At 41.7% G+C, this 15204-nt stretch carries 9 protein-coding genes; all 9 read right to left on the minus strand.

Going from position 1 to position 15204, the window contains the following annotated elements; all coding sequences use genetic code 11:
* Positions 1-103: 103 nt before the first annotated feature.
* Entirely contained in the window at positions 104-964 is an 861-nt protein-coding gene (nadC, locus tag ODZ84_RS15505) for a carboxylating nicotinate-nucleotide diphosphorylase (protein ID WP_266173329.1), read from the minus strand.
* A gap of 11 nt (positions 965-975) precedes the next feature.
* Positions 976-2547, minus strand: coding sequence for an L-aspartate oxidase (gene nadB / locus ODZ84_RS15510; protein ID WP_266173330.1), 1572 nt, complete (start codon positions 2545-2547; stop codon positions 976-978).
* A gap of 32 nt (positions 2548-2579) precedes the next feature.
* Entirely contained in the window at positions 2580-3206 is a 627-nt protein-coding gene (locus ODZ84_RS15515) for an NAD(P)H-dependent oxidoreductase (protein WP_266173331.1), read from the minus strand.
* Between the two features lie 559 nt (positions 3207-3765).
* Complete coding sequence (locus ODZ84_RS15520) at positions 3766-6024, minus strand: T9SS type B sorting domain-containing protein (RefSeq protein WP_266173332.1); 2259 nt, start codon at positions 6022-6024, stop codon at positions 3766-3768.
* A 169-nt stretch (positions 6025-6193) separates the two neighbouring features.
* On the minus strand, positions 6194-8452 hold the full coding sequence (locus ODZ84_RS15525; protein WP_266173333.1) for a T9SS type B sorting domain-containing protein: 2259 nt from the start codon (positions 8450-8452) through the stop codon (positions 6194-6196).
* Between the two features lie 179 nt (positions 8453-8631).
* Entirely contained in the window at positions 8632-9108 is a 477-nt protein-coding gene (gene rnhA, locus ODZ84_RS15530) for a ribonuclease HI (protein WP_266173334.1), read from the minus strand.
* Positions 9109-9188: 80 nt separating this feature from the next.
* Positions 9189-10772, minus strand: coding sequence for a replicative DNA helicase (gene dnaB / locus ODZ84_RS15535; protein ID WP_266173335.1), 1584 nt, complete (start codon positions 10770-10772; stop codon positions 9189-9191).
* Between the two features lie 155 nt (positions 10773-10927).
* Positions 10928-12988: a T9SS type B sorting domain-containing protein gene (locus ODZ84_RS15540; RefSeq protein WP_266173336.1), complete on the minus strand. Its 2061-nt coding sequence runs from the start codon at positions 12986-12988 to the stop codon at positions 10928-10930.
* A gap of 91 nt (positions 12989-13079) precedes the next feature.
* A complete protein-coding gene (locus tag ODZ84_RS15545; protein ID WP_266173337.1) occupies positions 13080-15170 on the minus strand; it encodes a T9SS type B sorting domain-containing protein in 2091 nt (696 codons plus the stop codon).
* Positions 15171-15204: the final 34 nt, after the last annotated feature.

Here is a 15204-nt window from a genome sequence, read left to right on the forward strand (position 1 = left end):
TTTTGATTTACAATGTATTGAATAATAGTTGACATTTTACATGAAAAAAATCATATTATTGAATTTTTAACAAATATGGGTTGTTTTTATTAAAAAATCAATGCTATCTCACGGCTTTGAGACTCAAATCGATATTCTCTGCAGAGTGAGTAAGGGCTCCGGCGGATATATAGGTTACGCCTGTAGAGGCAATTTCTTTCAGCTGGTCACGGGTAATTCCGCCGGAAGCTTCAGATTCGCAGGCATTATTGATCATCTTTACTGCTTTCTTCATCGTTTTTACATCCATGTTATCGAGCATGATTCTGTCTGCCTTCGCTTTAATGGCTTCCTGAACTTCTTCAAGATTTCTGGTTTCCACCTCGATCTTTAATTTCTTCTTATTCTTTTTAATATAGTCTTTCGCCATTTTTACGGCATTGGTAATGCTTCCGTTGTAATCGATATGGTTGTCTTTGAGCATGATCATATCGTAAAGACCATACCGGTGATTGGTTCCGCCGCCAATGGCAACCGCCCATTTTTCGCAGACTCTGAAATTTGGGGTTGTTTTTCTGGTATCCAGCAACTTTGTTTTTGTTCCTACCAGTCGTGAATCCCAGTCATGGGTCATCGTTGCGATTCCGCTCATTCTCTGCATGCAGTTTAAAACCAGTCTTTCAGTGGAAAGGATAGACCTTGCGCTTCCACTGACAATAAAAGCGATATCTCCTGTTTTAGCAATATCACCGTCGGCAAAAAAAGTTTCCACCTTAAGATTTTTATCAAAAGTTTTGAAAATAATTTCAGCGAGTTCTACACCGGCCAGAATACAGTTTTCTTTCACAAGGAGTTTGGCACTCTGCTGCAGATCTTTTGGAATCGTGGAAAGGGTAGAGTGGTCGCCGTCCTGAATATCTTCTTCAAGAGCATTTTTAATAAACTGTTTTAAAATTTTATCTGTGGCGTAGGCTGGTCTTTTCATTCTGTTTGATTTTAAACTAAATCTTTATTGTAAAATGCCCCCTTATTCTCCGTCATCTCCATAGACTGGGTGATGATGAGATGGGCAACGGTCGTTAAGTTTCTTAATTCAGATAGCTGAGGCGAAAGAATTGAATAGTGATAGATTTCGTTAACGGCCGCAGCGATCTCCTGATGCTTTTGAAGAGCCATGCTCAGACGCCTGTTGCTCCGTACAATTCCTACAAGATCGCTCATCATTTCCTGAAGCTGTTTTCTCAGGTAAGAAATGATAACCATTTCATCCATGATTTTCATCCCTTCTTCATTCCATTCCGGTACGGCTTTTAAATCGTCAAAGTTGAAATTGTTTTCATTCAGTAGTTCCACTGTTTTCATAGCGGCACTGTGTCCGAAAACCAATCCTTCAAGTAATGAATTCGAAGCCAGTCTGTTGGCGCCATGAAGTCCCGAATTGGTGCATTCTCCCACCGCAAAAAGATTTTTGATGGAAGATTGTCCGTCTTTATCGATTTCGATTCCGCCCATTAAATAATGACAGGCCGGTACGACAGGAATGAGCTGTGTAAAAGGATCAATCCCTTCAGCTCTGCACTTTTTATAAATATTAGGGAAATGTTCCAGGAATTTTTCGTGATCCATATCGCGGCAGTCCAGCCCTACATATTCGTCGCCTGTAATTTTCATTTCGGCATCGATGGCTCTTGCGACGATATCTCTTGAAGCCAGTTCTTCACGCTCATCGTATTTATGCATGAATTTTTCGCCTCTCTTGGTTCTTAATCTGGCTCCGTCACCACGTACCGCTTCAGAAATAAGAAACAGCATTCCGTCTATTTTGCTGTATAAAGCCGTGGGATGGAACTGATAGTACTGCATATTGGAAACCTGTCCTTTTGCACGGGCCACGAAAGCAATTCCGTCGCCTGTCGCAATGGTGGGATTGGTCGTGTTTTTATATACATGGCCGGCCCCGCCGGTGGCTACCAATGTTATTTTTGAGGTGATCTTTTTGATGGATCTGGATTTTTCGTCTAAAATGTAAGCTCCGTAACAGTGGATGTGCCCTTCGTGCAATTCTTTTCCGGGTACGTGATGCTGGGTAATGATATCAATAACATAATGATGGTCAAGAATTTCAATATTCGGACTGTTTTTAGCGGTCTCCAGTAATGCACGTTCGATTTCGAAACCTGTGATATCTTTATGGTGGACGATTCTGTTCTCAGTATGGCCGCCCTCTCTGCCTAAAGCAAATTCTCCATTTTTCATATCGAAATTGGCACCCCATTCCACGATTTCGTTAAATCTTGCGGGAGCTTCCGTCACCACCATTTCTACCACATCACGTTTGTTCTCTCCGTCTCCGGCACGCATGGTGTCTTCGATATGTTTGCTGAAATTGTCGTTTTTAGAATCGGTGACTACGGCAAGACCGCCCTGGGCGTACTTGGTATTGCTTTCGTCTTCATCAGATTTTGTTACGATAATTATTTTGGCATCAGGGAGTTGCTCAGAAATTTTTATGGCATAAGAAAGTCCCGAAATTCCGGAACCAATTACTAATACATCCGCTTTTATCATTATGCTTGCTTTAGGTACAATCGTCTCAATAATTAGATAAATTTAAACAATTTTTCGTTTGGTTTTCTTACTTTTTTCATGTGCTGGAAATAGTCTTCCTCAGAACGGTAGCCTAATGCGAGGGTGACGGTTACTTTTTCTGTCTCCGGATCGATACCTAAAATGCTCTCTATCACATCGTGCCGGAAACCTTCCATGGGGCAGGTGTCGATCCCTTCGATAGCGGCCGCATACATTAAATTGGCCAGTACGATGTAAGATTGTTTTTCTGCCCAGTTGAAAATCTCATCCTGGTTTTTCTGATTAATATGCTGGCTGATACTGTTTCTGAATAAATCGAGCTGCTCCAGAGGGGTTTCCCTCACTTCCGAAATATGCTTAAAGTACCCGGTAATGTAGGTTTCCTCAACTGTTTTTTTTGAAATAATGACGATCAAATGAGAGCAGGTGGAGATCTGCGAAGGATTGTAGAAGGCGGGGATGAGTTTCTGTCTCATGTTTTCACTTTCCACCACCAGAATTTTATAAGGCTGGAGCCCAAGAGAACTTGCAGACAGCTTTCCTGACTCAAGAATGTTGTGAAGTGTTTCCTCAGGGATAATCTCGCCGTTAAATTTCTTTACAGAATATCTTCTGCTTAAAGCTTCCAAATAATTCATAAGACAAATTTAAGAATTGAATGTGAATAAATTCTGTTTAAAACGAAATATCTCTTTCTAAATAAGCATAAAAAAGAATCACTTCAGCGGTCGAAGTGATTCTTTGGTCAATGAGTGTGTCAAAATTTTATTCTCCTTTTTTTACAAGAATCCGGTCGGAATATTTAATCGCTGTATTTTCATGTCGTTTTCATTCCACGAACGAAATACAGTAACTTCCGACAGGGATTTTTTGTCCGCCAACCGATCCCGATCCGTCCCAACGGTAATTGTTGGATATGTCTGCCTTGTGGATTTTCGCTCCATACCTGTCAAAAATAGTGAAAGCCAGGTTCTTTACCGGCTAATGCAGAATAGTCTATAGCGTCATTGATTCCGTCTCAGTTTGGGTAATCACATTAATAAAGGATTCGGAACAACTATCGAGATGTCGACGGGTTGGCAATCGTATGAATCTTTTACATATATTTTGCTCCTCCTCTTGTGACGTCTTCTTTTCATAAAAAAGGATCACTTCAATGAATGAAGTGATCCTCTGATATTGAATGAATGTTATTTTTTATTCTCTGTTTTTCACCAAGATCCAGCCGGAATATTTAAACGGCGTACTGTTTTTGTCATTTTCGTTCCATGTTACAGAGTACCAGTAGCTCCCGGTAGGTACTTTTCTTCCTGCAATTGTTCCGTCCCAACGGTACTTATTGGATTGGTCTGCCTGGTGGATTTTCGCTCCATACCGGTCAAAAATAGTGAAAACCAAATTCTTTTTACCGGCTAAAGCTGAATAGTCTATAACATCATTGATTCCGTCTCCGTTGGGAGTGATCACATTGATCAGATTTGGGACGACAATCGTAATATGGATCGGTTCACAGTCATAATCATCCTTTACGTAGATTTCGTGGTCTCCTCTCGACAGATTTTTGAATACATTCGAATCCTGCCAGTTAATTCCGTCCGCCGAATATCTGTAAGGCGGAGTACCTCCGATAACATTAATGGTGGCAGTATTATTGGAAATGTCCACATTCTTAATGACAGGTTGTTCGGAAGCAAATACTTTTACTGTCTGTGTGGCAACGCATTCTCCTGTTTTTAATTTTACCCAGTAGGTGCCGACGCCTGCATTGCTGATAACCTGGGTCGTTGCTCCGGTGCTCCACTCGTAGCTTGCAAAGCCAGACCCGGCATCCAGAGACGTTTTATCTTCCATGCAGATAATCTTATCTTTCAATACATTGGAATAAACAGGGGCAAGTACTGTCAGGGTTACTTTTGCAATGGCATAGCATCCGTTTCCGTTAGTCACTTTTATATATACTACTCCGTTTGGAGAGATATAAGCGGTAGGGGTCGTAATTTCATTGGTTTCGTTCTCTGCATCAGTTACAGAAGGATAGTATTTTTTAGTAATTCCTGTTTGCGTGGTTACGGCTGCTACTGTAAGGTTAAATGATGAAAGGGAAGGGGTTGATTCAATAAAGCAGGATCTTAAGGTGGCGTCATTGACAACCACGACCGGAAACAGGTTTAAGGTTACTTTTGCGGTGTCGATGCAACCCTGAGGGGTAGTCACTTTAGCATAGATTACTGCTGCCGGCGAAAAGAATGCATTTGGATTCTGAATCTGATTGATATTGTTGTTCAGATCATACATGCTGTTATAAAACTGCATGGTAACGCCCGGAACTGTGGTAAACGGTGCAGCAGTCAGGTCAAATATTGCCCCGCCGGCATTGTTGTTGTTACATCCGGTTAATGTCACATCATCTGCTGAGAAAGGAGATGGGTTTAATACAATTTTACCGTCGCCATTATCACACAGGGTAGAGGAGGGGTCTTTTACAACCACTGAAATGGTGGTGGTGCCTGCGGTATATTGATAGTTGGCAGGGGTTGTAATCTGGACTCCGCCGGGACCGTAATAGGAGAAAATATAATTGGCAGGATTTGCTACAAACTGATTCTGAAAAGACGTCAGATCCACAGATCCGTTTCCTGTAGCCGGATTTACACATACAAACGGTGTAATGGTATTGGTTAAAATAGGAACTTTATCGATGAATATTTTTGCGTTTTTAATCGAATGTCTGGCGCTGGCTCCGCCTGTTGCAGCCGAGAAGCCGAAATATCCTGTCGTCATCCCGATGGCATTCCCCGACGGAGCAAAGGATTGGTCTACGATCAGTACCCCATCAATTCTGATTTTGATAAGCCAGTTAGCGGCATTGGCGGGATCTGTTTCTCCGTTAACTTCAACATGCTTGTAGGTAGCACCTACAAAGGGTTGGGTAGGATTGAGATCGTTGGAATGGAAAGTGCTTCCGGGCGTATTGTTATATTCAATATTGTTGTTAGTGCCATTATTGGTTCCGTATAAAACGTGAACTTTACTCATTTGCCCCTCTGTGGTATTGTTGAAAATGTCGAAACCTACCATGAGTCCGTTGGCGTTAGCCGGAATTCCGAGGCCTCCTCCTGAGACAAACCCTGTTGGCGGATTGGCTAAATACCAGAATGTAAATCCGTCTCCTCTGCCAAACTGTGTAGTTCCGTTTCCGTCGATTCTGAAGTCAAACTCCACCTTCCATTTATCACAATACTTAAGGTTGATGGGATCAGTTAATTTTATAGCACCATACTGGCTGCCGATATCCTGGGTAAGCTGTATGAAGTCATTATTTACCGTAGCGCTGGAAACAAGATCCCAGCCGGTAATGTTAACAGGATTTCCAACAAGTTGATACGTTTGTGCTGAAAATAATCCTGACAAAAAGACAAGGAGTACTGAAAGATTGTAGAGTATATTTTTTTTCATATGTTATGGTTCTTTTTTTTTGTTGATTTTGTAAGTATATTAAAGTTAAAGTAGGTTAATTAAGGAATAGTAATTCAGATTTATCAATATAAAATGAAGTTGAGATAAAATTATTTTTTAAGTTGAAATAAAAAAGATCACTCCTCATCCGGAGCGATCTTACAATATATTATTCTCTGTTTTTTACCAATACCCAGCCGTTATACTTAGTTTGAGTATTGTTTTTGTCGTTTTCATTCCAGGTAATGGTGTACCAGTAGGTTCCTGTAACAATTTTTTTACCGAAGGCAGTGCCGTCCCATTTGTAATTTCTGATTTTATCAGCCTGGTATAGCTGGTTTCCGTATCTGTCATATACTGTAAATACGAGATTTTTCTTGTAGGCCAGGGCAGAGTAATCAATGTCATCATTGATGTTGTCTCCGTTCGGAGTGATGGCATTGATCAGGTTAGGTACGGTAATCTGCACATCAATAGGCTCGCAGTTATAAAAGTCTTTGACATATACTTTCACTTCACCTCTTGCCAGATTGGTAAAATAATTAGAATCCTGCCAGTTAATACCATCCAGGGAATACCGGTATGGCGGGTTTCCTCCGTTTACATTTACGGTGATCGTATTATTGTTGATGTCAATGCTTGAAATCACAGGCTGCAGAGAAGCATTTACCTTTACTGTTTGGGTGGTAATGCAGTTTCCTGTTTTCAGTTTCACCCAATAAACACCTACAGGTACACCTCCGATAGATTGTGTTGTAGCACCTGTATTCCATTCGTAACCGTCAAATCCGGGGCCTGCGTCAAGATCAGTTCTACCATCGATGCAGATTATTTTATCTTTTAATACAGAGGATTTCACCGGAGGCAATACAACAAGGTTAATCTTGGCAATATTGTAGCATCCGTTTGTATTTGTAACCCTTACGTACACTGTTGTGCTGGTCGTTACATAAGCGGCAGGATTCTGTATTTCATTGGTTCCGTTCTGCGCATTCGCCAGAGTGGTATAATATTGTTTTACGATTCCTGTCTGCGAAGGTTGTGTTACGGCAGCAGTGGTAAGATTGAACAGTGCCGTGGTTACATTCGTTTCAATGAAACAGGATTGCATGGTCACATCCGTTAAAGGTATTTGAGGATAAAAGGCAAGGGTAATCGGTGCTGAACCTGTACATCCCAGGGGAGTGGTTACTTTCACATACACCGTTCCGGCTATGGACAGGTACGCGGTCGGGTTCGTGATCTCATTCGTGCCGGCATTCAGATCTGCCATTGTTTTGTAGTACTTCTTTGTAGAGCCGGGAGGCTCATTCACATTGGCAAGATTCAGATTGTACATGGCTGTGCCGATATTGTTGTTGTTACAGGCGGTTAAAGTAGCCGGTGTCGCGGTAAATGGGGAAAGATTCAGCTGGATTTTTCCATCGGGATTATCACAGAGGAGTCCTGAATTGTCTTTAACTAAAACTGATACTGTAGTGTTGGCGGCAAACTGATAGTTGCCGGGCGTTGCAATCGGTGTTCCTGCTACACTGTATGAAAATGTATAATTAGCAGGATTGGTTACAAACTGATTCTGATAGGAGGTAAGATTTGCGGTTCCCTGTCCTGTTGATGGATTGGGGCAGAAGGTATCCGTAACGGTGGTCTGGCTGATGGCTACTTTATCGACATATACTTTCACATTTTTAACCGAATGTCGTGATCTGTTTCCTCCGGTAGAGGCGGAAAAACCGAAATATCCAATGGTCATGGCAGCAGTAGCAGCTCCTGCGGGGGCAAATGACTGATTGCATATGATGTTTCCGTCGATGGTAATTTTGATGATCCAGTTGGCGGGATTGGCAGGATCTACTTCTGATGTTACTTCAACGTGCTTGTACGTAGTTCCCTGAAATGGAAGCGTAGTATTCATATCCGGGGAATGGAAAGAGCTTCCCGGGGTATTGAAAAATTCTACATTATTGTTATCGGTCGTATTAGCGATCTGTCCATACCCTACATGGACCTTGCTCATTACAGCGGTTGTGGTATTGTTATAGGTGTCAAATCCTACTACTAAACCGATGGCATTCTGGGAAACTCCTAAACCGGAGCCCAGTACACTGGCAACCGGAGGATTCTGAAGGTACCAGAAGGCGATACCGTCTCCGTTAGCAGTCTGGTTCGAATCCATTCTGAAGTCGAACTCCACCCTCCATTTATCACAATATTTTAAGTTTATTTGCTCGTTCAGTCTGATGGATCCCGATTGGTTATTGGTGTCGGGGGTGAGTTGAACAAAATCACCATTTACCTGTGTCGGTGCAACCATGGTCCATCCTGTCGTCACTACAGGATTACCTGTTAGCTGATAGGTCTGTGCTGATGATGTTCCGAAAAAACAGATGATAAGAAGGGAAAGATAAGATAGTAGTTTTTTATTCATTTATTAACATACTTAAAATTAGACGTGTAAATATATTAAATCCTAATTAATAAATATGTATATAATGTTAATTTTGTAGAAAAAGCTGAGTATTTTATAATGAATATGAATTTGAAAAGCGAAAAAAGTAACGCAGTTAATATAAATTTGGTTTAATTAAAAATAAGTTTAAATTTTTCTTAAAACAGGGTATTGTTTTCCTGGCTTTCAAAGTACGTATCGACCTCAAGTTCCGGTGATGCTGCCGCTGCTACGGCCAACTTATCGCAAAGTTCATTTTCGAAGTGACCGGCATGTCCTTTTATCCAGTGCATTTTCGGATTATGTAAACGATAGAGCTCTATGAATTTTTTCCATAGATCAGGATTCTTTACATTTTTCCAGCCCCGTTTTACCCATCCGGAGATCCAGTTCTGGTTTATGGCATCGGAAACATACTTGCTGTCTGTAAAAACATGGATGTCGTTTTCTGTAGATTTCAGCTTTTCCAGTGCCGTAATGACTGCCAACAGCTCCATCCTGTTGTTGGTGGTCTTCCGGAATCCTTTTGAGAATGTCTTCTGGTAGTTTTTTTCAGGCACGCGCATAAGGATCCCGTATCCTCCTTTTCCGGGATTTCCGCTGCACGCTCCGTCGGTATAGATTTCTATTCTCATTTGTAGGTTGGCTGAGGTTTAGTGTAAGTTTAATTATTATGGGTCGGCATTGATCCTGACCTGAATTTTAGCCTTAATAATTAAAACGGAAAATCATCTTCATCATCAAAATCATTCATCGACGATCCGGAGAGTTTAGAACTGTCCGGCAGGTCAAAGGCGGCTCCCGGCTGAATGGTCGTCTTAATTTTATCAAAACCGCTGGGTTCCGCATTAAAATTGGAAGGATATCCTTCAGGTCCTCCCATAGCTGCTTCGACATCGCCGAATTTTGCAAAATGCTTTAAGAAAGAAAGTCGGACATCGGCTGTAGCCCCGTTTCTGTGTTTTGCGATAATCAACTCGGCCTGGTTTTCAGTGGAAGTTTCCTGTCCCTCTTCATCATTGTCCCAAACGGTAATTTTATAATACTCAGGTCTGAAAATAAAAGATACAATATCGGCATCCTGCTCGATCGCTCCGGATTCCCTCAAATCTGAGAGCTGAGGTCTTTTTCCGGGACGGGTTTCCACACTTCTGGAAAGCTGTGAAAGGGCAATTACAGGAACGTTTAATTCTTTTGCAATCGCTTTCAGGGAACGGGAGATCATGGAAATTTCCTGTTCACGGTTCCCGACTCCTTTTCCGCCGCTACCGGCAGTCATCAGCTGAAGATAATCCACCATTATTATTCTTACACCATGCTGCATCACCAGCCTTCGGCATTTGGCACGGAAGTCGAAAATAGAAAGCGATGGCGTTTCGTCAATATACAGGGGTGCATTTTCCAATTCCGAAACGTTGGAGAAAAGTCTCTGCCATTCTTCATCGTCTAAGGTCCCTTTCCGTAATTTTTCAGATGAAATTCTTGTTTCGGAAGCGATCATTCTGGTGATCAGCTGTACCGAGGCCATCTCCAGAGAAAAAAGGGCCATCGGGATTTTATGTCCCACTGCGATATTTCTTGCCATGGAAAGGAGAAAAGCCGTTTTCCCCATTGCCGGACGTGCCGCAATGATGATAAGGTCGGAGTTCTGCCAGCCTCCGGTTTCTTTATCCACATCCCTGAATCCTGAAGGTACTCCGGAAAGTCCTTCTTTATCTTTTAAAGATTTGATGGTTTCAATGGCTTGTTTTACCAAAGAATTGGCCGTATCAAATCCTTTTTTGATGGTGCCGTTGGTAATTTCAAAAAAAGACTGTTCCGCTTTGTCCAGCAGTTCAAAAACGTCTGTAGATTCTTTATACGAGGAATCGATTACGTTCGCAGAAACATTAATTAAGCTTCTCAGGATGTATTTTTCAAGAATAACACGCACGTGATATTCGATGTGGGCAGATGAGCTTACCCCCATCGTTAAATCTACAATATAATGATCTCCCCCGGCCAGATTAAGTTTTTCAGACTTTTTAAGATCCTGGATAATCGTCATTAAATCAACAGGCTGGTTGGCTTCGTATAATTTTAAAACGGTAGAGAAGATGACCTGATGTCTGGGATCATAAAACACATCGGGAGTAAGTAAATCGATGGAATGGTCCAGCCCCTTTTTGTCTATTAAAAAAGTACCGATCACCAATCTTTCAAAATCCACTGCATTAGGAGGCATTTTTCCATCAGCAATTGACAGCTCTTTTGCAAAGTTTCCGTTGGTAAGAGATGATAATGTTTCTTTCTGCGCCATGATGCAAAGATAGTTTATTTGAAAAATAATCTGAGATTAGTAATTAATAAATATTGTGGATAAGTTCCAAAATTCCAGTAATGAAGAGCCTTATATGTGTGAATAAAAAAAATCACCCCGAATCGGGGTGATTTTTATGGAAAGTGAAAATTAAATTATTCTCTGTTTTTAACCAATATCCATCCGGTATAGCTGGTTGGGGTATTGTTTTTATCATTTTCGTTCCATGAGATGGTGTACCAGTAGGTTCCCGTAATGATTTTTTTACCACCGGAAGTTCCGTCCCATTTATAATTTCTGATTTTATCGGCTTCGTACAATTTATTTCCGTATCTGTCGTAAACAATGAATGTTAAATTCTTTTTATAACCCAGTGCCGAATAATCAATATAATCGTTAATATTATCACCGTTGGGCGTAATGGCATTCAGAAGATTGGGAACGGTCACCTGAACATCGATCGGGGTACAGTCGAAAGCATCTTTTACAAATACCTTGTTTTCCCCTCTCGGAAGACCGGTAAATACATTAGAATCCTGCCAGTTGACTCCGTCAAGGGAATATCTATAGGGAGATTTCCCTCCGTTTACATTCACTGTGAAAGAATCGTTGGTAATATCGATACTCGTAATGACAGGCTGCTGTGAAGCATATACTTTTACCTGCTGTAAGGTGAAGCAAGGCCCGGTTTTTAATTTCACCCAATAGGATCCTACCGGAACATTTGAAATAGAGGACGTTGTAGCGCCTGTGCTCCATTCATAACCGTCAAATCCGGGTCCGGCATCCAGCGTAGTCGTATCTTCCATACAGATTGTTTTGTCGGTCAGCATGTTAGATTTTGCCGGCGGCAAAACTTTGAGCGTTATTTTAGCAATAGCATAACAGTCGTTTGTGCTGATTACTTTCACGTAAACATCCCCGCTGGCAGATACATAAGCCAGAGGAGTCGTTATTTCGTTGACCCCGCTTACCGCATTAGCAAACGTTGTATAGAATTTTTTTGTAATTCCTGTCTGAGAGGTTATGCTGGCCGTTGTTAAATCAAATGAAGCGGTTGTAACAGCTGTATCAATAAAACAAGATTCTATGCTGGCGTCTCTCACGACGACTACAGGATGAAATTTCAATGCTATTTCAGCTGTTCCGGTACATCCTTCAGCGGTGGTTACCTTTACATAGACTGTTTTTTCACCTGAAATATAATTGGTGGTGTTGGTGATCACATTGGTACCAGCTGTTAAATCTGCCTGGGTCGGATAGTATTTTTTAGTGGCTCCAGGATCAGAATACACATCTGCCAGTGTTAAATTAAATGATGCCGTTCCGGCTGCATTGTTGTTACAGGCAAGAAGAGTGGTATTGATAGGTTTTATATCCCCGAGGACAAACTTAAATGACCCCGTCTGGAAACATTTGTTCAGAGGGTTGGCCGGGTTATTTGGGTCCTGATATTTTACTCTGTAATAATAGGTTGTTGCCGTTACCGTTGTAGGAGAGGTAATAGGATTGTCTCCGGTAATGGCATCATTCATAGTGGTATGATAGGTTACGGTAAAGGCTGTATTTCCATTCAATATTCCACTGGTCAGAGAGTTGAAATTAAACGTCGTAGGAAGCGCGCATCTCGCAATTTCATTAGGCTGATTAGGTGTTGCGCTTGGTTGTCCAGGCGGCACAAACGGAAATGGGGTAAGGGTAGGATCAGTAAATGCTGATGATATTGTGGCAGTGCCTCCCCAGGCTAATGAAAAACCGTTTGCCGTACTTAAATAATTGTCAACCACCAGATAATAAGTTTCTCCGGCAACAACATCCATATAGGCACTCCATGCGTCATCGGTGTCCTGATCAGTCAGATCCAGTGTTAATCCTGTATCACCATCTGCTCCCGAATAATTACAACGGATCGGAGCGCCTAAACTTCCGCAGGTTTTATTTGGTCCGTATACTGCAAAATCATAATCGTCTGCAAATACATTAGGATGAATGGTAAAAGTTAAAGTTCCGGATGTAGCGATGGTAAAAGAATACCACACAGAAAAGTGCTCATCGGAAACCAGACATCCGCCCAGATCTTCATCCACAGTACCAGAGCCGCTGGGAGTATACGAAAAATTGGAGTTTCCGCAAACGGGAATAGCGGTATCACAATCCGATTGTGAAAAGTAAAATTGTGATAAAAATAAAACTAAAATGAATAGTAGTCTTCTCATTTTTTTAAGTTTATGTGAAGTTTAAATAATAGGGTTTCTTTTACGTGAAAAACCGCCCTTTCAAGCGGTTTTTTTTATAATATTAATTAGCTTAATCTCTGTTTTTTACCATTACCCAGCCGGAATATTTGAGTGGAGTATTTTTTTTGTTGTTTTCATTCCATGTGACAGAATACCAGTACGTTCCGGTAGGTACTTTTTTACCGGCGATAGTTCCGTCCCATTTATAACCGTTGTGTTTATCAGCCTGGAAGATTTTTGTTCCGTATCGGTCGTAGATGTTAAATACAAGATTCTGTTTAGTTCCCAATGCTGAATAATCGATCACATCATTCACTCCATCCCCGTTCGGGGTGATAACGTTGATCAGGTTAGGGATCACGATCTCAACATCGATAGGCTCGCAGTCGTAAGCATCCTTTACATAGACCACACCATTACCTCTTGGGACATTATTAAATACGTTAGAATCCTGCCAGTTGATATTATCCATCGAATATTTATAAGGAGCCGTTCCTCCTACTACGTAAGCGGTAACGGTATTATTGGTGATGTCAATATTAGAAACGACAGGCTGTTCGGAAGCATATACTTTTACGGTCTGTAGAGTGACGCATTCTCCGGTTTTCAGTTTAACCCAGTAGGTTCCCACACCGGCATTGTCGATCTTCTGAGTCGTTGCTCCCGTGCTCCATTCGTAAGACGCAAATCCGGGACCTGCATCTAAGGTTGTTTTATCTTCAATACAGATGATTTTATCTTCCAGCACATTTGAGTATACCGGAGGAAGTACTACTAAAGTTACTTTTGCAACAGCATAACATCCGTTTCCGTTGGTTACCTTAACATAGATAACTCCGTTTGGTGCGATATAGGTAAGAGGAGCAGTGATCTCATTAGTACCGTTTACAGCATCCGTTAATGAAGGATAATAAGTCTTTGTTATTCCGCTCTGGGTCGTAACTCCCGCTACGGTAAGGTTGAAAGATGCCGTTGCCGGACTTCCTTCTATAAAGCAAGATCGTATGGTAGCATCATTCACAACGACTACCGGGAAGAAGTTTAACGTAATCTTAGCCGTGTCAGAACAACCCTGAAGTGTCGTTACAGAAACGTATACAACACCTGTTGAAGATTGATATTGAATAGGGTTGGTGATTTCATTGGTTCCCGCGTTCAGATCATTCATCGTAGGATAAAATTTCTTGATCGCAGTAGGGTCGTTGAATACGGCAGCAGAAGTAAGGTCGAATATTGCCGTGCCTGCATTATTATTGTTACATGCCGTCAACGTTGCGTCATTGGCTGTGATATTTCCGAGGATAAATTTAAATTTTCCGATTTCCCGGCAAGAGTTGATCGGGTTGGCCGGGTTAGCAGGATCCTGGTAATGGATGCTGTAATAATAAATATCCGTTGTGTTCACGGTCTGCGGAGTCAAAATTGCATTATTCCCGGAGATAGCATCATTCTGAGAAGTATGGTAGCTCACCAGGAAATTAGCATTTCCGTTGACGATCCCACTGGTCAGTGAGCTGAAATCGAAAACTGCAGGGCTTGTACACACAATTACCTCTCTCGGATCAGCAGGGTTGGCCGCTGGCTGTCCCGGCGGAACGAAAGGATGAGGAGTAAGGTTCGGGTCATTAAACGGGGATGCCAGGGTAGCCGTTCCTCCCCAGGTTAATGAAAATCCGTTTGTATTTCCGGAATAGTTATTAACTAATAGATAATACGTCTCTCCGGGTAAAACATCGAGGTATTTGGCCCAGCCATCAGCATTAGAGCCGGGCTGCCCAAAATAATCATAAGGATCGGTAGAGGTTAAATTTAATCCTGTTGCACCGGCAGTATAAGGCGTTGAACATCTCACGGTATTCCCTTTGTTGTTACAGTCCACATTAGGGCCCCAGACGTAAAAGTCGTAATCTGCGGCAGTGGTTTGTAAAGGTGTAATCGCAAAGGTCAGTGTTCCGGCAGTAGCAATCGTAAATTTATACCATACCGAATAATCTTCCAGGTAAGAACCGCAATTGGCTTCAGGGAGTTCCTGAATACCATGACCGGAAGGCGTGTATGAGAAACCTGAGTTTCCACAGACAGCCAAAGCTGTTGCGCAATCTTCCTGCGCGGAAATTATCTGAAAAAACGAGATCAGAAAAATGAGTAGAGTTTTTTTCATGAAGGGGGAATTTTATAAAGCAAATATAAAAAAT

The sequence above is a fragment of the Chryseobacterium fluminis genome (assembly GCF_026314945.1).
Taxonomy (GTDB): Bacteria; Bacteroidota; Bacteroidia; order Flavobacteriales; family Weeksellaceae; genus Chryseobacterium; species Chryseobacterium fluminis.

Bases quoted from the DNA above. Each gene is read 5' to 3' on its own strand.
- ODZ84_RS15525 (WP_266173333.1), bottom strand. From the start codon at position 8,452: ATGAATAAAAAACTACTATCTTATCTTTCCCTTCTTATCATCTGTTTT.
- ODZ84_RS15515 (WP_266173331.1), bottom strand. From the start codon at position 3,206: ATGAATTATTTGGAAGCTTTAAGCAGAAGATATTCTGTAAAGAAATTT.
- nadC (WP_266173329.1), bottom strand. From the start codon at position 964: ATGAAAAGACCAGCCTACGCCACAGATAAAATTTTAAAACAGTTTATT.
- ODZ84_RS15545 (WP_266173337.1), bottom strand. From the start codon at position 15,170: ATGAAAAAAACTCTACTCATTTTTCTGATCTCGTTTTTTCAGATAATT.
- rnhA (WP_266173334.1), bottom strand. From the start codon at position 9,108: ATGAGAATAGAAATCTATACCGACGGAGCGTGCAGCGGAAATCCCGGA.
- ODZ84_RS15540 (WP_266173336.1), bottom strand. From the start codon at position 12,988: ATGAGAAGACTACTATTCATTTTAGTTTTATTTTTATCACAATTTTAC.
- ODZ84_RS15520 (WP_266173332.1), bottom strand. From the start codon at position 6,024: ATGAAAAAAAATATACTCTACAATCTTTCAGTACTCCTTGTCTTTTTG.
- nadB (WP_266173330.1), bottom strand. From the start codon at position 2,547: ATGATAAAAGCGGATGTATTAGTAATTGGTTCCGGAATTTCGGGACTT.
- dnaB (WP_266173335.1), bottom strand. From the start codon at position 10,772: ATGGCGCAGAAAGAAACATTATCATCTCTTACCAACGGAAACTTTGCA.